The sequence below is a fragment of the Collinsella ihumii genome (assembly GCF_030385545.1).
Classification (GTDB): domain Bacteria; phylum Actinomycetota; class Coriobacteriia; order Coriobacteriales; family Coriobacteriaceae; genus Collinsella; species Collinsella ihumii.
This window is the reverse complement of record NZ_JAUEIQ010000005.1, coordinates 145,212-167,189: the sequence shown is the minus strand read 5'-3', so window position 1 is coordinate 167,189 and position 21,978 is coordinate 145,212. Positions and strand designations below refer to the sequence as shown.

17 protein-coding genes are annotated in these 21,978 nt (G+C 65.1%); 7 read left to right on the top strand and 10 right to left on the bottom strand.

Annotation, left to right across the window (positions count from 1 at the left end; all coding sequences use genetic code 11):
* Window positions 1–24: 24 nt before the first annotated feature.
* From QVN30_RS06480 to purF, 4 genes are all read right to left on the bottom strand, one after another.
* A complete protein-coding gene (locus tag QVN30_RS06480; protein ID WP_289835832.1) occupies window positions 25–1,182 on the bottom strand; it encodes a N5-glutamine methyltransferase family protein in 1,158 nt (385 codons plus the stop codon).
* 286 nt (window positions 1,183–1,468) lie between these two features.
* Window positions 1,469–2,125, bottom strand: coding sequence for a phosphoribosylglycinamide formyltransferase (purN, locus tag QVN30_RS06475; RefSeq protein WP_289835840.1), 657 nt, complete (start codon window positions 2,123–2,125; stop codon window positions 1,469–1,471).
* A gap of 169 nt (window positions 2,126–2,294) precedes the next feature.
* Window positions 2,295–3,398 (bottom strand): phosphoribosylformylglycinamidine cyclo-ligase, encoded by a 1,104-nt coding sequence (gene purM / locus QVN30_RS06470; protein ID WP_066831179.1) that lies wholly within the window; start codon window positions 3,396–3,398, stop codon window positions 2,295–2,297.
* A gap of 248 nt (window positions 3,399–3,646) precedes the next feature.
* Window positions 3,647–5,317, bottom strand: a complete 1,671-nt coding sequence (purF, locus tag QVN30_RS06465) for an amidophosphoribosyltransferase (protein WP_087202638.1) — start codon at window positions 5,315–5,317, stop codon at window positions 3,647–3,649.
* 428 nt (window positions 5,318–5,745) lie between these two features.
* Between purF and QVN30_RS06460 the strand changes: the two genes are divergently transcribed.
* On the top strand, window positions 5,746–7,062 hold the full coding sequence (locus tag QVN30_RS06460) for a putative ABC transporter permease (protein ID WP_289835831.1): 1,317 nt from the start codon (window positions 5,746–5,748) through the stop codon (window positions 7,060–7,062).
* 65 nt (window positions 7,063–7,127) lie between these two features.
* Here the strand turns inward: QVN30_RS06460 and QVN30_RS06455 are convergent, their stop codons facing one another.
* Entirely contained in the window at window positions 7,128–7,535 is a 408-nt protein-coding gene (locus QVN30_RS06455) for a molybdenum cofactor biosynthesis protein MoaE (RefSeq protein WP_204565321.1), read from the bottom strand.
* A gap of 277 nt (window positions 7,536–7,812) precedes the next feature.
* Here QVN30_RS06455 and QVN30_RS06450 point away from each other — a divergent pair, with 277 nt between their 5' ends.
* The 5 genes from QVN30_RS06450 (at window position 7,813) to QVN30_RS06430 (ending at window position 13,004) form a co-directional block, all read left to right on the top strand.
* Window positions 7,813–8,655: a DUF8171 family membrane protein gene (locus tag QVN30_RS06450; RefSeq protein WP_289835830.1), complete on the top strand. Its 843-nt coding sequence runs from the start codon at window positions 7,813–7,815 to the stop codon at window positions 8,653–8,655.
* A gap of 12 nt (window positions 8,656–8,667) precedes the next feature.
* On the top strand, window positions 8,668–10,464 hold the full coding sequence (locus QVN30_RS06445; protein ID WP_289835829.1) for an ABC transporter ATP-binding protein: 1,797 nt from the start codon (window positions 8,668–8,670) through the stop codon (window positions 10,462–10,464).
* Window positions 10,461–11,297, top strand: a complete 837-nt coding sequence (locus QVN30_RS06440; RefSeq protein WP_066831164.1) for an energy-coupling factor transporter transmembrane component T family protein — start codon at window positions 10,461–10,463, stop codon at window positions 11,295–11,297. The genes QVN30_RS06445 and QVN30_RS06440 overlap by 4 nt, the downstream gene beginning before the upstream one ends.
* Entirely contained in the window at window positions 11,298–12,095 is a 798-nt protein-coding gene (locus QVN30_RS06435; RefSeq protein WP_289835828.1) for a PHP domain-containing protein, read from the top strand.
* Window positions 12,096–12,173: 78 nt separating this feature from the next.
* Entirely contained in the window at window positions 12,174–13,004 is an 831-nt protein-coding gene (locus QVN30_RS06430) for a MurR/RpiR family transcriptional regulator (RefSeq protein ID WP_087200769.1), read from the top strand.
* A 21-nt stretch (window positions 13,005–13,025) separates the two neighbouring features.
* Here the strand turns inward: QVN30_RS06430 and QVN30_RS06425 are convergent, their stop codons facing one another.
* From QVN30_RS06425 to carA, 4 genes are all read right to left on the bottom strand, one after another.
* Window positions 13,026–14,498 (bottom strand): sortase domain-containing protein, encoded by a 1,473-nt coding sequence (locus tag QVN30_RS06425; RefSeq protein ID WP_289835827.1) that lies wholly within the window; start codon window positions 14,496–14,498, stop codon window positions 13,026–13,028.
* A 44-nt stretch (window positions 14,499–14,542) separates the two neighbouring features.
* A complete protein-coding gene (gene purE / locus QVN30_RS06420; protein ID WP_289835826.1) occupies window positions 14,543–15,016 on the bottom strand; it encodes a 5-(carboxyamino)imidazole ribonucleotide mutase in 474 nt (157 codons plus the stop codon).
* Between the two features lie 251 nt (window positions 15,017–15,267).
* Window positions 15,268–18,558, bottom strand: coding sequence for a carbamoyl-phosphate synthase large subunit (carB, locus tag QVN30_RS06415; RefSeq protein WP_289835825.1), 3,291 nt, complete (start codon window positions 18,556–18,558; stop codon window positions 15,268–15,270).
* A gap of 77 nt (window positions 18,559–18,635) precedes the next feature.
* Window positions 18,636–20,054 (bottom strand): glutamine-hydrolyzing carbamoyl-phosphate synthase small subunit, encoded by a 1,419-nt coding sequence (gene carA, locus QVN30_RS06410; protein ID WP_204565316.1) that lies wholly within the window; start codon window positions 20,052–20,054, stop codon window positions 18,636–18,638.
* 410 nt (window positions 20,055–20,464) lie between these two features.
* Between carA and QVN30_RS06405 the strand changes: the two genes are divergently transcribed.
* A complete protein-coding gene (locus QVN30_RS06405; RefSeq protein WP_204538196.1) occupies window positions 20,465–21,358 on the top strand; it encodes a bifunctional hydroxymethylpyrimidine kinase/phosphomethylpyrimidine kinase in 894 nt (297 codons plus the stop codon).
* 277 nt (window positions 21,359–21,635) lie between these two features.
* Here QVN30_RS06405 and QVN30_RS06400 read toward each other — a convergent pair whose 3' ends face one another.
* Window positions 21,636–21,977 carry an Hpt domain-containing protein gene (locus tag QVN30_RS06400; RefSeq protein ID WP_289835824.1) on the bottom strand — a complete coding sequence of 114 codons (342 nt, stop codon included), beginning with the start codon at window positions 21,975–21,977 and terminating at the stop codon, window positions 21,636–21,638.
* Window position 21,978: the final 1 nt, after the last annotated feature.

The window sequence follows — 21,978 nt, the reverse complement described above, 5'->3', positions numbered from 1 at the left end:
CCAAGCGATTTTTGCGGCGCGCCCCTACGCGCGGCGGGCGAAGCGCTCGCGAGCCGCAAGCACCGCCGCTTCGGGCACGGCAGCGAGAATGATGCGCGGGCGCCCGGCAAGGTCGCTCACGATCCGCACGTTTTCGAATCCCGCCTGACGGCAGATGTCGGCAGCGGCATCGAGCGCCGTCTCGTGAAGCTCGCATGCGAGCAGGCCGCCCGGACGCACCATGCTCGGCGCGGCATTGACCAGTCGACGGAAGATATCCAAGCCGTCCTCCCCGCCCTCGAGGGCGAGCTCCGGCTCGTATGCGGCCACCTCCTGCGGCAGCTGCTTCATCACCGACGTCGGGATATAGGGCGGATTGGAGACTAAAACATCGAAGGTCCCCCACTCCGTTTGACGGTCGAGCGGAGAGACGAGGTTACCCTCTCGGAAATCAACGACCTCGGCGCCTATGCCGAGCGCATCGCGGTTGCGGCACGCCAGCGCGACGGCGCGAGGCTCTATGTCGGTCGCGATGCAGCGAACGCGCCCGGGACGCTCGGCGGCAAACGACAGCGAGATGCAGCCCGTCCCGCACCCGACCTCGAGAATACGGGCGCAGCGGGGCTCGCTCCCCTCCGCATCGGCCTCCCCTTCGAACCCGTCCACGTCATCGTCGGGTCGGTCCTCAGGCAGACCGTCCCCATCCGGTTTTGGGCCGTCATCTTCGGACTCGGCAGCATCCTGACGCGCCTTCTCGGCAGCAGCAGCCTCCTCCGCGCGGCGGGCCGCCTCGACCTCAGCGTTCCAAGGCAGCGCGGCCCGCTCTCGGCGCGATGCCCCGTCCGCCTCGCCGAACACATCGCGGTCGATGAACGCGAGGACCTCTTCGACGAGCATCTCGGTCTCGGGACGCGGGATCAAAACGCCCGGCTCGCAGGCGACGTCGATGATCCGGAACTGCGTATCTCCCGTGATGTACTGCAGCGGCTCGCCCTTTGCGCGGCGAACGACCGACCGGTGCATGCGATCGAGTTCTTCGGGCAGCAAAGGTCTATCAAAGCTCATGTAGAGCTGGGTGCGCGACAGCCCGAGAATTGACGAAAGCATCCACTCAGCCGAAACCCGCGGCTTCTCGATACCCTTGCCGCCCAGATATTCGTTCGTCCAGTCGAGGCAACGCTTTACTGTCCAGGTCTCGCTCATGGTTCGCTCCGTCCGTCGGGCCTTCGTTCTCCAGCGATTCTATAGCACGTTCACCCGAGGCGACCGACAAAACGCCCGATTGCAGCCTTCTGGGCCTTATGGCACACCCAACCTGCACCGCCTTGCATACAACCCGGCTTTTCCTTATCGCCGTCTAACATCGAAGGCCCTCGCGGAACCGGGCCGATTGCCCGTCCAGCCACCTCCCCGATTTGCACGGTGGCCGAAAAAAGGGCCCGGCATCGATGCCGGGCCCGAGGGAAACGCTGGTCTTTTCGCCGCGGCGCTATTCCTGAACGGCGACGGTGAGGTTCTCGCGCACATGGATGCGGCCGTCTGCAAGCAGCTGGACCACATGCGGGTACAGCTCGTGCTCGATCTCGTGGATATGGGCCTCGAGCGTATCGATGTCCCACCCCTCTTCGACCGCAAGCGGTCGCTGGGCGATGATCGGGCCCGCATCGTAGGCGGCGTTCGCAAAGTGAACCGTCGCGCCCGTCACCTTGACGCCGCGCTCGTAGGCGTCGGCGATAGCGTGCGCGCCCGTGAAGCTCGGAAGCAGCGCGGGATGCAGGTTCACGACGCGGTTGGGGAACGTCACGAGCAGAGGCGCGTGCACCATGCGCATGTAACCCGCCATGATCACATATTCCACGCCATGCTCCAGCAGCTCATGGGCGATGACCTCGTCGGCGGCAATGGGATCGGCGTAGATCTCCTTGGAGAGCGTGAGCGTCTGGATGCCCGCAGCCTCGGCACGCTGGAGACCCTTGGCCGAGGGCCGGCTTGCCACGACAAGCTCGATCTTGGCGTTGAGCGACCCGTCGGCGATGCGGTCGATGAGCGCCTGGAGGTTCGTTCCCGAACCGGAGATGAGCACGCCGATCTTCAACGGCTCGAGCGGCTCGCCCGCCGCGCGCGCAGCGGCACGATGAGCCTGGATCTCGTTGCAGTCGGGGAAGTGAGGCGCCTCGTCGGCCGGCTCCAGCTCCTCGATGGCCTTCTTGAGGGCGCGCTTGAGCTCCCCGTCCACGTTGGCGTTGAAGAAGGCGTCGCTCGGAAGCGCCTCGGGCGGCAGGCCGGCCTCCTCGACCAGCCTGCGGTACTCGTCGCTACTGCTCATCCGAATACACCACCTTGCCGGAGCCCGCAACGCACGTGCCGACGCGGAAGGGATGCTCGCCCATCGCCTCGAGCTTCTCGGCGATGGCAGCCTCGTCCTCAGGGGCGCAGATGATGCACAGGCCCACGCCCATATTGAACGTCTTGCAGGCCTCGTTGGGGGCGAGCTCGGCATGCTCGGAAACGTAAGTGATCACCGGCGGGACGTCCCAGCCCATCGCGGCGCCATCGCGCGTCACCACGGCATCGACGTCATCGGCGAGCGCGCGGTTGAGGTTCTCGGTGATGCCGCCGCCGGTGATATGGGCGATCGCATGAACCGGGGCACCGGAGCGCAGCAGCTCGAGGATGGGCTTCACGTAGATGCGGGTAGGCGCCAGCAGGGCGTCGGCGAGACTCAGACCGGGTGCGACCTCGATACCCTCAAGCTCGGCCTTCTTGGCCGCGGCCTCGGGCGTGCCCGGCACGATGCCGTCGACACCGATGACCTTGCGCACAAGCGAGTACCCGTTGGAGTGGACGCCGGTGGAAGGCAGGCCGAGGATGACGTCGCCGGGACGAACGTTCGCCGGATCGAGCATCTTGGGGCGGTCGACGACGCCCACGGCAAAACCCGCCAGGTCGTAGTCGTCCGGACGCATGACGCCGGGGTGCTCGGCCATCTCGCCGCCCACCAGCGCACAGCCCGCGAGCTTGCAGCCGTCCGCCACGCCGCGCACGATCTTTGCCATGTGCTCGGCCTCGATATGGCCGATGGCGATGTAGTCGAGGAAGAACAGCGGCTCGGCGCCCGAGGCGAGAATGTCGTTCACGCACATGGCGACCAGGTCCTGGCCCACGGTCTCGTGACGATCGAGAATCTGGGCGAGCACGAGCTTGGTGCCCACGCCGTCCGTACCGGAAATGAGGATGGGGTCCTCCATGTCCTTTAGCGCGGACGCGGAGAACAGGCCGCCGAACCCGCCGATGCCGCCGACGACCTCGGGACGGTTGGTCTCGGCCACCATCTGCTTGATCGCATCGACCGCACGACCGCCCTCGGCGGTATCGACGCCCGCATCCTCATACGTCACGTGCTTGGTGTTCTCGCTCATCGGCGATCCTTTCCGGAGAAATCTTCAGATAGCCAAATCATAGCAGGTGCGCCGGGGCAGCACACGCCCGGCGAGCAAGCACCTTGCAGCGCGCATCTCTCAGATCGGGCACATCTCTCAGGCTATCTCTCAGTTATCTCTCAGATCTGAGAGATAACTGAGAGATAGCCTGAGAGATGTGCCCGATCTGAGAGATGGAACGGCACGCAAGCCGGGGCTTCGGAATTTGGTATCAACTCACGGGCTTCTTACCGCTCGTGGTGCTCCTCCCAGCTGTGGTCGTGGTCCTTGACGCGCACGACGTCGCGCGGGAGCACGGGGTTCTCGCTCAGGTTGCAGGGGTTGTAGCCGGGCATGAACTTGTCGCGCCCGAAACTGTCGGGGATGGCTACGGGGTAGACGCCCGTGAAGCAGGCGGTGCAGTACCCGTGCACCGGACAACCCGCGCCGGCTGAGACGCCGGTTTCCGGCAGGCAGGCAAGCAGGCCCTCGACCGACAGGAAGCCGAGCGAGTCAGCGCCGATGAACGCGCAGATCTCCTCGACCGACTTGTTTGCGCTGATGAGCTGCGCCTGGACATCGGTGTCGATGCCGTAGAAGCACGGCCAGACGACCTCGGGAGAGTTGATGCGCACGTGCACCTCGGCCGCGCCGGCCTGGCGCAGCATCTTCACGAGCTGAACCATGGTCGTGCCGCGCACGATGGAGTCGTCGATGACCACGAGGCGCTTGCCGGCGATGTTGTCGCGCAGCGGATTCAGCTTCATGCGCACGCCCATGGCGCGCAGCTCCTGCGTGGGCGCGATGAACGTGCGCGCGACGTAGCGGTTTTTGATGAGGCCCTCGCCGAAGGGTATCCCGCTTTCGCGGGCAAAGCCCTCCGCCGGCGGAAGGCCCGAGTCGGGCACGCCAATGACCATGTCGGCATCGACCGGGTTCTCCTGCGCCAGGCGCCGGCCCATGTCGTAGCGGCACGCGTAGACCGACTTGCCGCCCATGATGGAGTCGGGACGGGCGAAATACACCTGCTCGAAGATGCACTCGGCGCTCTCGGCGGCCGCGGGAACGCCCTGCTCGGACACCAGACCCGCAGCCGAGATGCGCAGGATCTCGCCGGGGCGGATATCGCGCACGTAGCGTGCGCCCACGATATCGAGCGCGCAGGTCTCGGAGGCGACGACCCAGCCGGACGCGGACGCGAGCGCGCCCTCGTCGCCGCTCGCATCGTCTGTCTGGGACGGCAGCGCCGAGACGGCGGAGGGGTCCACCTCGTCCAGGCCCTCGTCGACCAGCTTGCCCAGCACAAGCGGGCGGATGCCGTAGGGGTCGCGGAAGGCGTAGAGCGCCTGCTCGTTGATGAGCGTCATGGCGTACCCGCCGCGCACGAGCTCCATGGTCTTGCGGATGCCTTCGCGCAGATGGTGCGTCCGCTGGGTGAAGTAGCCGATGAGCTTGGCGGCCACCTCGGAATCGGAGTTGGAGAGGAACGGCACGCCCAGCTCGATCAGCTGGCGACGCAGCTCGTCGGTGTTGACGAGCGTGCCGTTGTGGGCGAGCGCGATGATCACGTCGTTGATGGTGGACAGATGGGGCTGCGCCGCCTCCCAGCTCTTGGCGCCCGCCGTGCCGTAGCGCACGTGGCCGATGGCGAGCTGGCCGGTCAGCGTCGAGAGGTCCGCATCGGTGAACACCTGGTCGATAAGGCCAAGGTCCTTGCGCACCATCACCGTGCCGCCGTCGCCCACCGCGATGCCTGCGGACTCCTGGCCGCGATGCTGCAGCGCCTTGAGGCCGAAATAGGTGAGGCGCGCCACGTCGCGTTCGGGCGCCCACACGCCAAAGACGCCGCACTCCTCGTGCAGCGCGTCTTCGCGGGCGGATTCGCAAGTTGCCGGGGTATTCGTGATCTGTTGAGCCATGATCGTCCTTTGCGCACACGCGTTCTTGCGTAAAAATACCTGCACATTATGGCACGAACGAACCTGCTCGCAGGCGTATGGAATATGTTGTCGATTGAAATTTACGCATGCGTCCCCGCGTAATGTGCGAAGGGGCGCGAAACCGGTTGCAGGGGCCTCGCACCCCAGCCATGCACATGCGCGAAGCGTATGTTTGTTTCTATCATACCCGATGCCGTCGAAGTTTTTTCGCAGCATGTTCGTACATGATGAAATCCCACAGTTTTTGCATGTTGCACGCGGCACGGAGGCGCACAGCGCGAGATGAATTGATCAGTGTTTCCCGAGACAACCGGTTCGGAGCACCCGTTCAGCCATAATTAAGAGGCTCGTGCGAAAGGCCGCCGCTCCGCGGGGTATCATCTCGCGCAACTACGTAAGGAGCCCCTGTGAACACAAACGCATCCGCCGCATCCGGCCTACCCGACTACGACCTGCCGGGCAACGACCTCGATCCCAAGACCCCTACGCCCGAGGAACGCAAGCGCATCCCACGCATCTACAAGGTATACGGCGCACTGTGCCTCATCGACGGCATCGTCGCCCTGCCGCTCATCGTGCTGCTCATCGCAGTCGTGGGCATCGTGCTGGCGACCTCGCCCGAAGAGCTCAGCATCGCCGCGGACCCGACCCTCACCGTCGTCGTCACGGCCATCAACGTCATCCTCACGCTGGTGGCATCGGTCCTGCTCATCCGGTTCGGCCTCTCGCTCATCAAGAACCAGCGCCGCAACGCGGCGCTGTGGTCCGAGGCGCTCATCGCCATCACGCTTGCGCAGATCCTCGCCAACATCATGCTCAACGGCATCGGCGCCCACCTGATCCAGCCTGCCGTCCAGCTTGTCATCCTGCTGGCCATCTCCGTCACCATCGACCCGTCTTTGCGCGAGGAGCGCGATCTGCAGGTGCGCCTGCGGAACATGCAGGAGCGCGAGGCGGCGGAAGAGGGCATGCTCGGTCGCGACGAGACCGGCGAGGGCTATATCAAGCTCAACTTCTTCAACCTGTTCTGGGTATTCATGGTCTGCAGCGTCATCGGTCTCGTGCTCGAGATCATCTGGCACATGACCGTGGTCGACCCGGGCGTCTACCAGGACCGCGCGGGGCTGCTCTTCGGCCCGTTCTCACCCATCTACGGCGTGGGTGCGGTGCTTATGACCGTCGCGCTCAACCGCTTCTACCGCAAGAGCTTCGTCATCATCTTCTTGGTGAGCGCCGTGATCGGCGGCGTGTTCGAGTTTGCCGTGAGCTGGTTCATGCAGACCGCATTCGGCGCCGTCGCCTGGGACTACACGGGCCAGATGATCTTCGGCATCATCCCCGACCCTATCGCCATGATCGCGCAAGGGCGCACGAGCACCATGTTCGCCGGCATCTGGGGCTTTCTGGGTCTCGTGTGGATCAAGCTGCTCCTGCCGCGCCTGCTCCAGGTCATCAACCTCATCCCGTGGAAGGCGCGCTACTCCCTCACCTCGCTGTGCGCGGTGCTCATGCTCGTGAACGCCGTCATGACGCTGCAGGCGCTTGACTGCTGGTTCGAGCGCGTGAGCGACATCCAGCCGTCATCGCCGGTCGAGGAGTTCTACGCGAAGCATTTCGATAACAGCTACATGGAGCACCGGTTCCAGAGCATGACCATCCATCCCGACGACTCGAGCCGTATCGACACGTCGACGCCGGGCGAGGTCATGCAGCCGAGCGCATAAGGGCGTGCCCGCCCGCCTCTCCGAAGGAGCGCGAAGGGACCGAAGACAGCTTGGCCGACGGTCCCTTAAGCGGGTCGCTCGATCTCCGTGACGCACTCGTTTTTGAGGGTTCCCACGAGCGCCTGCAGCGCGTCGATAACGCGAGGGCGGATGTCGCCTCCGATGAGCACGAGCATGATGTCATCGCCAACGGAAAGCTCGCCCTCGTTCAGCCAGGCGCGCACATAGCCGATACCCGGCATCTCGCGCGCCGCGGCAAGCGCCGCCTCGACCTTGTCGCGATCGTAGGAAAACGTCATGCCGCCGACCTTTCGCCCCGCCTCGACGCCGTCCGTCTCGCACGCGCGCACCTGCGCCTTGGGCGTTTCGCGAACCGTGCCGTTATGGATGAGGTACATGCCGCAGGAGCGGAAGCTCGGGTCGTTTTTCGCCTCGGCAAGCCATGTATCGATCGAAGGCATCTGGTGCGCCATGGGAGCTCTCCTCACATCGTCGCGGAAAACGTTTCTGCCCTCCTTTGTTCCCACGGGAGCCCGTGTGTAAACGACTCGTAAGGAGCGCAAACGGGCGATTTGCACGAAAGCGCCCACGAACCGCCGTGCGCGCATCGGCCACGCCGTAATTATTTTCATAGGAGAGGCCCGCGAAAGCTTATTTTCATTTTACGGACCGCTTAACGATATAAGCAGGTAGAGCCCCTATCGTTGACAGTGCCGGCACCATTGCCACCACGAAAGAGGGGAATCGATCATGTCTACCTATGCAGAGCGCGGCGCCACGGGGTCGCAAAAGCTCATGGTCTTCGTCCTATCCATGTCGCTGTACGGCCTGGCGACGCTCATCTCCGAGCTGATTCCGTCGGTCCAGATCGGCATCGTCGAGCTGTCGGTCGAATTCTTCCTGTTCATCCCGCTGACGCTCGCCATGCTCTTCGACCCGCTGTCGGCCGCGCTTGGCGCCGCGACGGGCGAGCTGGTGTTCTCCGAGATCATGCTCGGCCAGTTCGGCGGACTCGGAGAGCTCGAGAAGTTCCTGACCGTCACCATCGCCGTCTACCTCGCGGGCCTTATGGTTCGCGACCCCAAAAACATCAAGCAGGTCGCCCTTGCCGCCATCAGCGGACCGGCCATCCAGCTCGCCATGAGCGCGGTGGTCGACATCGTCAAGGTCCAGGTCGCCGTCGACGACTTCGAGGCGATCCCGGGCCTTCCGGAGTCCGTCTTTGCCACCGAGGGCTTCTCGTTTCTGAACGACCTGTGCTTCTCGGGCATCCTGTTCTGCCTGCTGCCCACCATCTTTTTGGTCCCACGCCTGTACGGCAAGATCGAGCCGCTGCTGGGCTGCAATCCCCGCACGGCGACCGATGATGCCGCGCCTGCCCTGAGCGGACGCGTTGTCGCCTGGTCGGTCGTCGGCTTCGCCGTCGCCATCGCAGCCGCCTGCATCTCCAAGGCCGGCATGTCGATCATCGAGTGGGAGGCGGATTGGGCGGAAAGCCAGACCGCTGTTCTGGCCGGCATCGCCGTCGCCGCCGTCGCAGCCCTTATCGTCGGCTTCTGGGCACGGCGCAGCACCCAGCTCAAAAACGCGTAAGGCGGGCGCCCCGTGTCTGCTGTAACCCTACGCGACGTCAGCTTTACGTATCCCGGAGCAGCAGCCCCGACCCTCCGGCACGTCGACCTGGACGTGCCGGAGGGCGACTTTCTCGCCATCATGGGCGCGAACGGCTGCGGAAAGTCCACGTTGTGCAAAACCATGAACGGGCTGATCCCGCAATTCATCGTCGGCGACCTCAGCGGCTCGATCACCGTGTGCGGCGTCGATGCGGCCCGATCTCACATCGGGAATCTGGCGCAGCGCATCGGATACGTCTATCAGGATTTCGAGAACCAGCTTGTCCGCCCCACCGTCATCGATGAGGCGTCGTTCGCATGCCTGAACTACGCGTTCGACGATTACCTGGAGCGCGGCATGAGGGCGCTCGAGCTCTGCGGCCTCGCCGACCGCGCCGACTCCTATATCTGGCAGCTCTCCGGCGGCCAGAAGCATCTGCTCGCCCTTGCCGGAGCCATCGCGCTCGAGCCCGACGTCATCGTCCTCGATGAGCCGGTGGCGCAGCTCGACCCCTATCACGCCCGCCAGACCTATGAGGTTCTGCGCGACCTCAACGAGCATCACGGCAAGACGATCATCGTCATCGAGCACCACACCGACTTCATCGCCGACTACTGCACGTCGGCGGCGCTCATGCATGACGGCGCCATCTCATGGAACCTGCCCGCCCATGAGGCCCTGCAGCGCATCGAGGACCTCGAGGCGAGCGATGTGCACCCTCCGCAGATCGCTCTCGCCGGACGCGCGCTCAAGGAGGCGGGCGCTCTGCACGCCGCCGCGCCGCTGCCGACGACGGTCGAGGAGGGTTTCGCCGCCTTCTCCACCATTCCCTTCATGCCCTCTCCCCGCTCGGAGCATAAGGCGGACGAGCCCTCGCGACCAATGCGAGATCGCCCGATAGTCGAGTTCAGGGACGTATCGGTGAGCTACCGCAGCGTGAAAGGAGAGCCGCACCGCGTCTTCGACGGCCTGGACCTCACCATCCGCCGCGGGGAAAAGGTGGCGCTCGTGGGTTCGAACGGCGCAGGCAAGTCCACGCTCCTGAAGCTCATGTGCGGCCTCATCAAGCCGCAATCCGGAGAGATCCTCCTGGACGGCACGCCCACGCGCGGCATGGGGCCCGACGAGCTCTCCGAGCAGCTCTCGCTTGTCTACCAGAATCCCGAGCAGATGTTCATCAAGGACTCCATTCGCGCCGATATCGAGTTCGCCATGCGCGCCCGAGGCGTCAAGGATGCCGCCGAGCGCACCGACGAGCTCCTGGAGCGCTTCCGCCTCAGCGATCTGGCCGACCGCGACGGACGGCTCATGTCCGGCGGCCAGATGCGTCGCGCCTCGCTCGCCATCGGCATCGCGCTCGATCCGCCCGTGCTGCTGCTCGACGAGCCGACCGCGAATCTGGATATCGGCACGCGGCAGGAGATCATCAGGCTCGTCGCCGACCTGCGCGGCGTGACCGACACCGTGGTGATCGCGACGCACGACATGCAGCTCGTCTGCCAGTTCGCCGACCGCATCGTCGTGCTGTGCCAGGGAGAGATCATCGGCGACGGCACCCCGGACGAGATCTTCATGGACGCAGGCATCGTGGAGCGATCGGGCATCAGGCCTCCGGAGATCTTTGCCATGGGACAGGCGCTCGACAGCACCGCCGCCTGCTACACGCTCGATGATTTCTTGAGCGGCTTTCCCGCATGGCGCGCGCGCAACGGATCGAGCGCATCCGACGGCGCGGCGCCCGGAGCACCGGGTGCCGCAGGTACAGACGATGGGAAGAGTTCAGCATGATCGAGAAGATATCCGAAAACGTCATGGACAAGGTGTCGATTGATTTTTTGCGCGACCAGGTGCTCAAGAATGCCTACGGCAACGACGACACGCCCATCGCCGCGCTCGATCCGCGCGTCCTGTTGCTGTGGTACCTGTTCTTTGGCCTCGTGCCATGGTTCTTGAACGACGTCGCCGTCCTTTTGGGCATGTTTGCGTTCACCGCGATCACCACGCGCATGGCCCGCGTGGCGCCGCTCGTGCTGTTCGTGTTCGCCCTCGGCGTCTTCTCCCAAACCGGCTACATGTTCGTCGCCTCGCTGCTGTTCGGAGGCGACCTCTCCACGCTCGCCCCGCTGCTGGTGCTGACCCTCAAAGTCGCCACGGTCTCGCTCGCGAGCATCACGGTGTTCTCGGGGCTCGACCCCGATAGGCTCTCGTGCGGCCTGCTGTGGTTCGGCTGCCCGGAACGCCTGTCGTTTTCCATCAGCTTCGCCTACCGCATCCTGCCCATCCTCATGGAAGAGCTGCAGAACATCCTGCTTTCCTACCGCATGCGCGGACGCGCGCCGGAGCATGATACCGTCATGGGCAAAATCCGCTGGATCGTCTACCAGGTGAAGACCATCGTGCAGTCATTCTATCCGCTCATGCTCAACACCGCGAAACGCTCGCGCACCACCGTCGAGGCGCTCGAGCTTAAAGGATACCGGTACGCCTCGACCAACATGAAGGTGCTCAAGATCAAGCTCTCGACGCTGCACGCCGGTCCTCGCGAAGCGCTCTTCGCGGCCGTCAGCGTCGCATGGGCGGCCCTGTGCTTCGCCGCCCCGCATATCCTGGAGGTCCTCTAAGTGATCATCGATTTTCACACGCATGGGAAACTTGCCAAATACCTCGAGTTTTCCCCCGCCTACACAGACTGGCTGTTCGGGGCCGCGCGACGCGCCGGCCTTGATGCGCTCTGTCTGACCGAGCACTTCAACACCCAGGGCTTTCGCCAGGTTTACGCCGACATCTCGTCGCGCTACCCGCGCGAGGGCGACGCGTTCAATGTCAACGGCCTGCTCGTATTCCCGGGCATGGAGGTCGATATCGCAGAGGGCGGGCACACGCTGGTGCTCGGGCCGATGGAAGATATCCTGAGCTTCAACCTCGCGCTCGAGCCGCACAAGGCGAAGGGCTCCTTCCTTCCGTTTGACGAGCTCGCTGCCGAGGTGAAGCGGCGCGACCTGCACTTTGGAGCAGGCCATCCGTTTCGCGCGCCCGGGCACATCCCCGAGCTTTCCGACGAGCAGCTGCATGCGTTCGAGTTCGTGGACCTCAACGGCAAGGATCTCAGCCACGACCGCACGCGCACCGTCGAGAAGACCTACGCGTTTGCCCAGAGAATCGGCGATGTTCCCGTCGTGTCGGGCAGCGATACGCACCAGGCGTTCCAATACGGATGCGTCACCACGCGCATGGACGGCCGCTGCACGACGTACGACGAGCTGTTCGAGATGGTCAATGCGCGCGCATACCAGATCGAGCTTGCCGACGACCTGGAATTCCGCGTGCTCACCGCGGCCACGCTCAAACGCGCGCTCAAGGAGATCGATCGGCTGGGCGGCAGCTATGTCGACACCATCCTGGCAGGGCCCGCCGCCTGAGAACTGTGCCTTTCGGCGCCCGCCGGGCACGACCGCATGTGGTAGATATTCGCGCACGACCCCGAGGAGGATGCCCGCATGATGCCGATTTCGCTGTTCAAACAGGGCGTGGCCTACACGCAGGCGGAGCACACCATCATCGACTTCATCACGTCCAACCCGACCGAGTTTTTGGTCATGCCGATCCAGCAGCTCGCAGCGCGCCTTGGCGTATCGGACGCCACCGTCTCGCGATTCGCCCGCCATGCGGGGTTTCGCGATTTCAAGGAGCTCAAGGCGACCGTTGCAGCAAGCACCCTCGGCCCGGCGGAGAAGATCGCCGCGAGCATCGAGGGTGGCCCGACGTCGCCTCGGGCCTTTTTGGAGCGCCAGCAGTCCTACCTGGGCATCACGGCCGAGCGCATCGACGAGGAGGCGTTCATGAAAGCGGCACGCACGCTCGCCGGCGCCTCGCTCGTCCTGATTCACGGCAAGGGCGCCGCGTCCTGCTGCGCCGAGCTTCTCCGTTTTCGCCTGTCGCGTTTCTCCAAGCGCGTGGTCGTCGTGCCGCCCGCCGGCTCTGAGCTCTTCGAGGGATTGGTGCATATGGACAAAGACAGCGTCCTCGTGACGTTCGGCTTTCAGCGCCTGCCCGAGGAGAGCAGGATCGCCATCGAGCAGGCGCGCTCCGTCGGGGCCACGTCCATCCTGTTTACGAGCCGCGCGCTGCACGGAGCCGGGGCGGAGCCCGACATCGAGCTTGTCGCATATCGCGGGGAGCCGCTTGAGTACCATTCGATGGCGGGCGCCGTCGCGCTGGTGGACGCCCTCGTCGTGGCGGTTGCCGCGCAGCTGGACGGCAGCGCGACCGATGAGCTCGAACGCCTCCGTGCGCTCAAGCGGGCCTATGAGAGCACGCTGCCGCGATAACGGCCACCGCGCGCCGCGGCGCTATACGCCGTGGGCGACGATCTGGTCGACCGAAAGCACCATCACGGCGCGCGTGGTGCGCGGGATGATCTCGCCGGCGCAGGTGACGAGGCTCATGACCTGCTCGGTGTCCTCGATTCGCTCGGCGGCATCGGGAGCCTGCGACTTTGCCTGCGCGAGCATGTCCTCGAGATACGCGGTGAGCGACTCGCCCTCGCCCAGGAAGTTCGGCTGGCGCGCCTGAATATAGGTGTCCTCGACCTGCGCGGTGAGCAGCGGCGTCATGACGAACGTGGCGCTTCGGGTGATGTAGTAGGCGGTCTGGACCTTGTCGAACTCCGCCTGATCGGTCGAATTGTCGACGACCTGGAACATCGTGCCGTCGTAGGTATGGTGGCCGTACAGCGTGGTCTGCTGGTCGTACATCCCCGGAGGGGTGTTGGCCATGTCCATGAAGATCGCGCCCGAGTCGTTCGGGGTGCCGTCGAACAGCTGCTTGAGGTACGTGGTGTTGTCGTCGGTCTGAACGACCGGATAGTTGACCGGAGTGCCCGGGATGTAGATCCATCCCACGATGTCGGAGTTGATGGCCGACAGCGCATCGAAATCGACGCTCGGGACGCCGTCGCCCATGTCGGACTCGACGGTATAGCTCTCCAGCTCCTCGTAGGATTCCTGCGCCTGCCGGTAGCGCATCTGGGTCGCAAGGAACAGGCCGCCCGCAACGAACAGGAGCACGACGCCGATCACGATCAAGATGATCGCCAGCACGGGGACCCTGCGCTTGCGGCGCACGGTCGCTCCTGCATGCTGGGACGGCTCATCTTTTGCGGAAGCGGCTTGGCGTGCGGAAGAGGACGCCGGGCGCGCGGCGGGCTTCGGCGCTTGAGGCGTCGCCGGGTGCGAAGCGGGCCTCGGAGCCTCAGAGGCGGACCGGGGACAAGAGCCGGCCGCGCTTTGCGAAGGGGCGACCGGAGCGCCGAGGCTTTCAAGGGCGGCGGCGCGCGCCGACTCCTCGGACAGCCCGGCAAACGCCTCACCGGGAAGCGACGCGGTCTGCTGCGCGTCGATCGCAGGGGCGGCAGGGGTCTTCTTCGGCCGCTCGGCGGGATGCGGAACGGCAGGCGCAAGCTCCGGACGCGCCGCGACGGGTGCCGCGTCCGATCGCGCAAACCGCGTGCCGGCGGGACGCGTCACGGCATCAGAAGAGGGCGGCTCGTCGCCGACGGACCTTGCGGGAGCGAAACGCTTGCCCGCGGGGCGCTCGACATGCTCCTCGAGCGCAGATTCACGCGCGGGCGCCGCAAACCGCCTGCCTGCGGGGCGCCCGGAGCCATGCGGGGCCTCTTTTTGGGGAGCGTGCGGGGAGGCCGGCGCGAAGTGCGTGCCGGCGGGAACCATCCGCGTGCGCAGCCCGGAAGCGGCGGCAGGATTGTCCCCCGCTCCGCGTGCCGGCGATGTCGCATGGTTGTTCCGGGTCTCGTCCGCAGCCATCTGCCCCGCCTCCTCGCTCTGCATCCGCGCCCTACGCGCGCTTGCTACGCCTCCGCCATCTCGCGCTTAAGGTTCTCCACGACCGCGCGGTACTCGGGCATCGTCGCGCCGAGGATCTGCGTGGCGTAGATCGCTGCGTTCTTGGCGCCGTTGATGGCCACGCAGGCCACCGGCACGCCCGAGGGCATCTGGACCATCGACAGCAGCGAGTCGAGGCCGCCCAGATCGCTCGTCTTCATGGGGACGCCGACGACCGGCAGCGGCGTGAAGGCCGCCACGACGCCGCCGAGGTGCGCGGCCTTGCCGGCTGCGGCGACGATGACCTTGATGCCGCGGTCGGCCGCGGTCTCGGCCCACTCGTGCACCTTGTCGGGCGTGCGGTGCGCGCTCGCAATCACGAGCTCGTACGGAACGCCCAGGCGCTCGAGCTCGGCGGTGCATCCCTCCATGGTGGGAAGGTCGGACTTAGAGCCCATGATGATGCCGACGAGCGGGGTCTTTTCGGTGGAATCTGCCATGTTGCGGCCTCCAATGCGAGAGCGGCGGCGGGCACGAAGCACCCGTCCCTTGACTACAAACGCCTTCAGTATACCCGCCCGCGCCGTCGTCGGTACCGCCCGTCCCCACCGCCCGCCCACGCAAATTGGGGCGATCTTTTGGGGACAGTCCCTTTTTGTTCACGACGGCGCATGTGCGCCGTCGTGAACAAAAAGGGACTGTCCCCAAAAGTTCGCCCCAATTTGCGTGGGCGGGCTGACCGGAGGTTTCCCTACACCTCGTACTGCGGCAGGTCCTGCAGGGCGATGACCTCCATGCCGGAGCCCTCGCCGCCTTGACGTGCCTGCTGCACCGCCTCGATGGCGGCCACGAACGCGTTCGCACCGGAAAGCGCCGTCACGCAGGTCACGCCGCGACGCACGGCCTCGGTGCGGACCCGGTATCCGTCGCCGCGCGCGCCCTGGCCGTACGGCGTGTTGACGATCAGCGCGATCTCGCCGTTGGCGATCATGTCGCCGATATTGGGATGAGGCCCGCTGATCTTCTCCACGACCTCGCACTTGACGTTGCCGCCGGCAAGCACGCGCGCCGTTCCCTCCGTGGAGCAGATCTCAAAGCCCAGATAGTGGAAGATGCGCGCGACGGCCAGGATGTGGCGCTTGTCGCGGTCGTTGACGGAGATGAACACCTTGCCCTTATCCGGCGTGGGCAGCTCGTAGCTGATCGCCAGCTGGGACTTGGCGTAGGCCTCCGGATAGCTCTTGGCGATGCCCATAACCTCGCCGGTGGACTTCATCTCCGGCCCCAGGATCACGTCGGCGCCCGGGAAGCGGCCCCAGGGCATGACGGCCTCCTTCATGCAGAACCAGTCGAGTCGACGGTCATCGGCGGGAAGGTGCAGGTCGGCTATCTTCTCGCCCGACATGATGCACGCCGCGGCCTTCGCAAGCGGCACGCCGGTGGCCTTGGAGATGAACGGGACCGTGCGGCTCGCGCGGGGATTCGCCTCGATGACGTAGACGGTCTCGCCGCGGATGGCGTACTGCACGTTCACGAGACCGCGCACGCCGAGCGCCAGCGCGATGCGGCGCGTCGTGTCGCGCAGCTTCTCGACCAGGCTTTCGGAGAACGAGAACGGAGGGATGCACGTCGCCGAGTCGCCGGAATGGATACCGGCCTCCTCGATATGCTCCAGGATGCCCCCGATGTAGACCTCCTCGCCATCGCACAGCGCGTCGACGTCGGACTCGATCGCGCCCTCGAGGAAGCGGTCGAGGTACACCGGGTAATCGGGGCTCACGCGCGCGGCCTCGGCCATGTAGTCGCGCAGGTGATCCGCATCGTAGGCGATCATCATGCCGCGGCCGCCGAGCACGTACGAGGGGCGCACGAGCAGCGGATAGCCGATGCGCGCAGCGACGGCCTCGGCCTCTTCGAACGAGGTCGCCATGCCGGCCGGCGGATACATGATGCCCAGATTGTCGAGCAGGGCGCTGAAACGCTCGCGGTCCTCGGCCAGGTCGATAGCCTCGGGCTGGGTGCCCATCACGTGGACGCCCGACTCGGTCAACATGCGCGCGAGCTTCAGAGGGGTCTGGCCGCCGAGCGTCACCACGACGCCGTCGGGGCGCTCGACATCGACGATGTCCATCACGTCTTCGTACGTCAGGGGCTCGAAATACAGGCGGTCGGACGTATCGTAGTCGGTCGACACGGTCTCCGGGTTGCAGTTGACCATGATGGTCTCGTAGCCGCGGCTCGCCAGCGCGTAGCTCGCGTGCACGCAGCAGTAGTCGAACTCGATGCCCTGGCCGATACGGTTGGGACCGGCTCCCAGGATCATCGCCTTGGGCTTGGCGCACGGCGTGACCTCGTCGGGGGCGACGCGGCGGCGCTCGTCGAGGCCGGCGCGCATGGGCGCCTCATAGGTCTTGTAGTGATATTCCGTGGCGCTCTGGAACTCGGCGGCGCACGTGTCGACCGTCTTCATGGACGGCGTCACGCCCAGGCCCTTGCGGTAGGCGCGCACGAAGCGCTCGTCGCTCCCGGTGAGCAGGGCGATCTCGGCGTCGCTCGTGCCGTACTGCTTGAGCAGGCGCATGGTGTCGGCGTCGATATCCTCCACGCGCATGCCGCGGACCGCCTCGCGGACGCAGACCATGTCCTTCAGGCGACCGAGGAACCACGGGTCGATGCCGCACGCCTCGTGCACGCGCTCGACCGACCAGCCGCGGCGCAGGGCCTCGACCACGTAATGGATGCGGCTCTCGGTCGGGGTGCGCACGCCCTCGAGCAGGTCGTCCTCAGACAGGCGATCAAGATCGTCCTTGGCCGAGAACAGGCCCACGCGGCCGTCTTCGAGCGAGCGCATGGCCTTGCCGAAGCTCTCCTCGAACGTGCGGCCGATCGCCATGATCTCGCCCACGGCCTTCATGCGGGTGGAGAGCGTCGTGTCGGTGCCCTTGAACTTCTCGAAGGCGAAGCGGGGCACCTTGACCACACAGTAGTCGATCGACGGCTCGAAGCATGCCGGCGTGGCGCGCGTGATGTCGTTCACGATCTCGTCGAGCGTGTAACCGACGGCCAGGCGCGCGGCGGCCTTGGCGATGGGGAAGCCGGTCGCCTTGGAGGCGAGCGCCGAGGAGCGGGACACGCGCGGGTTCATCTCGATGACGATGAGGCGGCCGTTGCTGGGGTTGACGGCGAACTGGACGTTCGATCCGCCGGTCTCCACGCCGACCTTCTCCAGGATGGCAAGCGAGGCGGTGCGCATGCGCTGGTACTCGAGATCGGACAGCGTCTGGGCCGGGGCGACCGTGATGGAGTCGCCGGTGTGCACGCCCATGGGGTCGAAGTTCTCGATGGAGCACACGATGATGCCGTTGCCGGCGCGGTCGCGCATGACCTCCATCTCGTATTCCTTCCAGCCCTCGATCGACTCCTCGACGAGGACCTCGTGGGCGGGGCTGAGCTCCAGGCCCTGGGAGACGATCTCAATGAGCTCGGCCTCGGTGTGAGCGATGCCGCCGCCGGCTCCGCCCAGGGTGTAGCTCGGACGCAGCACGCAGGGGTAGCCCACGCGCGCCACGATGTCGAGGGCATCCTCGACCGAATACGCGTAGCCGGAGCGCGCGACCTCGAGCCCGATCTCGGCCATGACCTCGTTGAACAGCTTGCGGTCCTCGCCGCGCTCGATGGCGTCCAGATCGCAGCCGATCATCTCGACGCCGTACTTGTCGAGGGTGCCGTTCTTGGCGAGCTCGACCGCGGCGTTAAGGCCGGTCTGGCCGCCGAGGGTGGGCAGCAGCGCGTCGGGGTGCTCGCGGGCGATGACCTTCTCGACGAACTCGGCGGTGATCGGCTCCACGTAGGTGCGGTCCGCCAGTCCCGGATCGGTCATGATCGTCGCGGGGTTCGAATTGACCAGCACGACCTCGTAGCCCTCTTCTTTGAGGACCTTGCAGGCCTGGGCACCCGAATAATCGAACTCGCATGCCTGGCCGATCACGATCGGGCCGGACCCGATTACCAGGATGCGCTTGATATCAGTACGTTTGGGCATCTCTATCTCTTCTCTATCCCGTTTTGCATCAACATTCGGCAAGGGACCGACGCTGCGCGTCGGCCCCGATCGACCGGCTACTCGGTCGCGAAGACCCAGCCGGCAAGGCGGTCTTTTGCGATATCGATGTTCAGGTAGTCGGCATCACCATCCATGAGGCGCGTGAACGCCGTGAACAGGTAATGCGCATCGGTGGGGCCGGGGGCCGCCTCGGGATGGTACTGGACCGAGAAGGCGGGCTGGTCGAGCAGCTGGATGCCCTCCGCGGTGCCGTCGTTGAGATTCACGTGGGTGAGCCGGATGCGGCCGAAGCGCTCGTTCTCCACGACCGGCGCGACGCCGCGTTCGACCCAGAAGCGCAGGTCGCCATCGGCGGGATGCTCGGATACGCCGCCGGAGAGCTCGGGCACGAGCGCGCCGAGGCTGGGGAACACCAGGCCGAAACCATGGTTCTGCGCCGTGATCTCGACGCGATGCGAGATGAGGTTCATCACCGGCTGGTTGCCGCCGCGGTGGCCGAACTTGAGCTTCTCCATCTCGGCGCCGCACGCGAGGCTGATCATCTGATGGCCGAGGCAGATGCCGAACAGCGGAACCTTGCCGATCAGCTTCTCGACCTGGGAGTAGGTCTCCTCCACGGCATCCGGGTCTCCGGGTCCGTTGGACAAAAACACGCCGTCGGGATGCTTTGCCAGCACGTCCTCGGCAGGCGTGTCCCACGGCACCACGGTCAGCTCGCAGCCGACGCGCACGAGCCCCTCGAGGATGCCGCGCTTGATGCCGCAATCGTAGGCGACAACGCGGTAGTGCGCCTGCTCGGGTGCGGGCGCGGATGCGAAGGCGTGATTGGCCGGCAGGTCGGCGGCGGTATAGGGGTGCGGCTCGCCGCAGCTCACGGTGCGCACGAGGTTCTCCCCCACAAGCGACGGAGCCTGCTCGAGCAACTGGGCAAGTTCGGCCAGCGCAAAGACCTCCGTGGAGATGATGCCCTTCTGGGCGCCGTTGTCGCGCAGATGGCGCACGAGCGCGCGGGTGTCCACGCCCTCGATCGCCACGATGCCCGCATGCTTGAGGTACTCCGGCAGGCTGATGGCGCTGCGCCAATTCGACGGCGTCGGGCACATATCGTGCACGACCATGCCTCGCAGCGCGGGCGTCGATGCGCCCCGCTCGGGCGAGCCCGGGTATGCGCTCTGGACGTCTGCCGGGTCGATGCCGTAGTTACCGATCTGGGGATAGGTCATGGTCACGATCTGACCGGCATACGAGGGATCGGTCAGGACCTCGAAATACCCCTCGAGCGAGGTGTTGAAGCACACCTCCCCCGTCGCCGTACCGGATGCGCCGCACGCACGGCCATAAAAAACGGTCCCATCCTCCAGCATGAGGATTGCGGGACCGTGATAGCCTTTGCTTGTTTGCGCGATGATGCGTTGCGCCAGATCGCTGGGCGCGGCTTTGCGGGTCTCGATGCCCGCGGCGATGTTGCACTCCATCTGCTCTCCTTCTCGGTCTCTCCGTACCGCTTTAAAGGTTGAATGCCTGCGCGTATTGTAGGCTCTTTTTATCAGATGTAGGTTGACGGTGATTTTTTATTCACCGATACGCGCTTTTTTGGCAATAATATGCAGGAATTTCGTTTCATGCGTGAAGGTTCCGCGATGAAATAGGGGTCTTTTATTACCCTTCTCCGGATAATCCATCCCCTTCGAGCTGCCCATTTTGGATAATTATTTCTTATTGATTACTTGATGCATGGAAGTTTTTATCACCCCCGACCGGAGCGCGTCTCCTTTCGCACCGATATGTGAACTTTGCCGAACGACATGACCGCCACCGCGCAAGAGCGCTATGGTGGTCTCACGTACGCTGGTCCATAAGTCCGCGGAAGAAAGAAGGAATATCCATGTCCAACGAAATCACCAGCCCAGATCAGCCCCTTTACCAGCGCGAAGGGGCCTACATCCCGCGCGTCGCCGCCGTGCACGACATGTGCGGCTACGGAAAGTGCTCGCTCGGGGTCGCCATCCCCGTGCTCTCCGCAGCAGGCTGCGACGTGTGCCCCGTTCCGACATCGCTGTTCTCGTCGCACACGGCTTTTCCCGGCTGGTACATGCATGACACCACCGAGATGCTGAGCGACTACCTGCAGGCCTGGAAGAACATCGGGGTCGACATCGACGCCGTGTACTCTGGCTTCCTCGGCGCGCCCGAGCAGGTCGACCGCATTCGCGACCTGTATGCCATGTATCCGAGCGCGCTGCGCGTGGTCGACCCCGTCATGGCGGACCACGGCAAGGTCTACCCCACCTATACGCCCGAGCTGTGCGCGGCGATGGCGGACCTCGCCGATGGCGCCGACATCCTGACGCCCAACCTGACCGAGGCCGCCATCATCCTGGGCGAGCCCATCGGCGATGATTGGGCCGGTGAGAACATCTCCGACGAGCAGGCGCATCGCCTGGTCGACGGGCTGCTCGCCAAGGGAACCCGCACCGTGGTGCTCAAGGGCATCCAGCGCGAGGACGGCAAGATCCGCAATTTCGTCGGAACCGAGGGCGGCGCATTTTTCGAAGTCGGCAACGAGCTGCTTCCCTACATGCTGCACGGGACGGGCGACCTGTACTGCTCGTGCCTGCTCGCCGCCGTCATGGCGGGCCGCACGCTCAAGGAATCCGTCGTCTTTGCCGGCGACTTCGTCCACGACGCCATGCTCGTGTCTTCGCAGCAGCCGCAGTTCCGCGACCGCGGCGTCTCGTTCGAGACCATGCTCGGACGCGTCAGCGACCTGCTGAAATAGCGCATCTTGCACTCAGATAGGGATGTAATGCCGGATTTCCCGGCATTACATCCCTATCTTTATGTCTATAGAAAGATCGGGCGCGTCCTGTATGTGTGGCCTCAGGACGGGAGGGATTCGGTGGTAGCGAAAGGCAGATCGTCCGCACAGGTCAACGGTATCCATAGGCTCAACGTACCAGCCGAGCCGCGGGCGCACGCAATCGAATTGAGATAATCCCTCGCGACCTTACCAGATACCTTCCTGAACCTTACAGGCAGACCGCGTCAGCAGGGCATCACGCCTTGATGGCGTTCATCATGGCCGCGTAGGCATCGCGTATCTGGGGCACAAGGGCAAACGCGGCGGCGGTGTCCCCCGAACGGAACAGGTCGCACGCACGCGACGACAAATCGAACAGGGTCGTCATGGAAAGATTGCCGCACACCCCCTTGAGCGTGTGGGCTGCCTCGAGCGCAGCGTCGGCATCCCCATCGGCCTGCGCAGCCTCGAGCTTTGCCATGTTGCCGTCCGCCGCAAACGTGCTGAGCAACCGCTCGAGCAGGGCCTCGCTGCCCATCAGGCGAGCGAGCGCACCGTCGACATCCATGCCGGCAGCCACCAGGGCATCCTTGTTCATC

What these genes read in the sequence shown, in the direction of transcription:
- QVN30_RS06480 (WP_289835832.1), bottom strand. Translation starts at nt 1,182, where the DNA reads ATGAGCGAGACCTGGACAGTAAAGCGTTGCCTCGACTGGACGAACGAA.
- purM (WP_066831179.1), bottom strand. Translation starts at nt 3,398, where the DNA reads ATGAGCGAGAACACCAAGCACGTGACGTATGAGGATGCGGGCGTCGAT.
- purF (WP_087202638.1), bottom strand. Translation starts at nt 5,317, where the DNA reads ATGGCTCAACAGATCACGAATACCCCGGCAACTTGCGAATCCGCCCGC.
- QVN30_RS06455 (WP_204565321.1), bottom strand. Translation starts at nt 7,535, where the DNA reads ATGGCGCACCAGATGCCTTCGATCGATACATGGCTTGCCGAGGCGAAA.
- QVN30_RS06450 (WP_289835830.1), top strand. Translation starts at nt 7,813, where the DNA reads ATGTCTACCTATGCAGAGCGCGGCGCCACGGGGTCGCAAAAGCTCATG.
- QVN30_RS06440 (WP_066831164.1), top strand. Translation starts at nt 10,461, where the DNA reads ATGATCGAGAAGATATCCGAAAACGTCATGGACAAGGTGTCGATTGAT.
- QVN30_RS06430 (WP_087200769.1), top strand. Translation starts at nt 12,174, where the DNA reads ATGATGCCGATTTCGCTGTTCAAACAGGGCGTGGCCTACACGCAGGCG.
- QVN30_RS06425 (WP_289835827.1), bottom strand. Translation starts at nt 14,498, where the DNA reads ATGGCTGCGGACGAGACCCGGAACAACCATGCGACATCGCCGGCACGC.
- purE (WP_289835826.1), bottom strand. Translation starts at nt 15,016, where the DNA reads ATGGCAGATTCCACCGAAAAGACCCCGCTCGTCGGCATCATCATGGGC.
- carB (WP_289835825.1), bottom strand. Translation starts at nt 18,558, where the DNA reads ATGCCCAAACGTACTGATATCAAGCGCATCCTGGTAATCGGGTCCGGC.
- carA (WP_204565316.1), bottom strand. Translation starts at nt 20,054, where the DNA reads ATGGAGTGCAACATCGCCGCGGGCATCGAGACCCGCAAAGCCGCGCCC.
- QVN30_RS06405 (WP_204538196.1), top strand. Translation starts at nt 20,465, where the DNA reads ATGTCCAACGAAATCACCAGCCCAGATCAGCCCCTTTACCAGCGCGAA.
- QVN30_RS06400 (WP_289835824.1), bottom strand. Translation starts at nt 21,977, where the DNA reads ATGAACAAGGATGCCCTGGTGGCTGCCGGCATGGATGTCGACGGTGCG.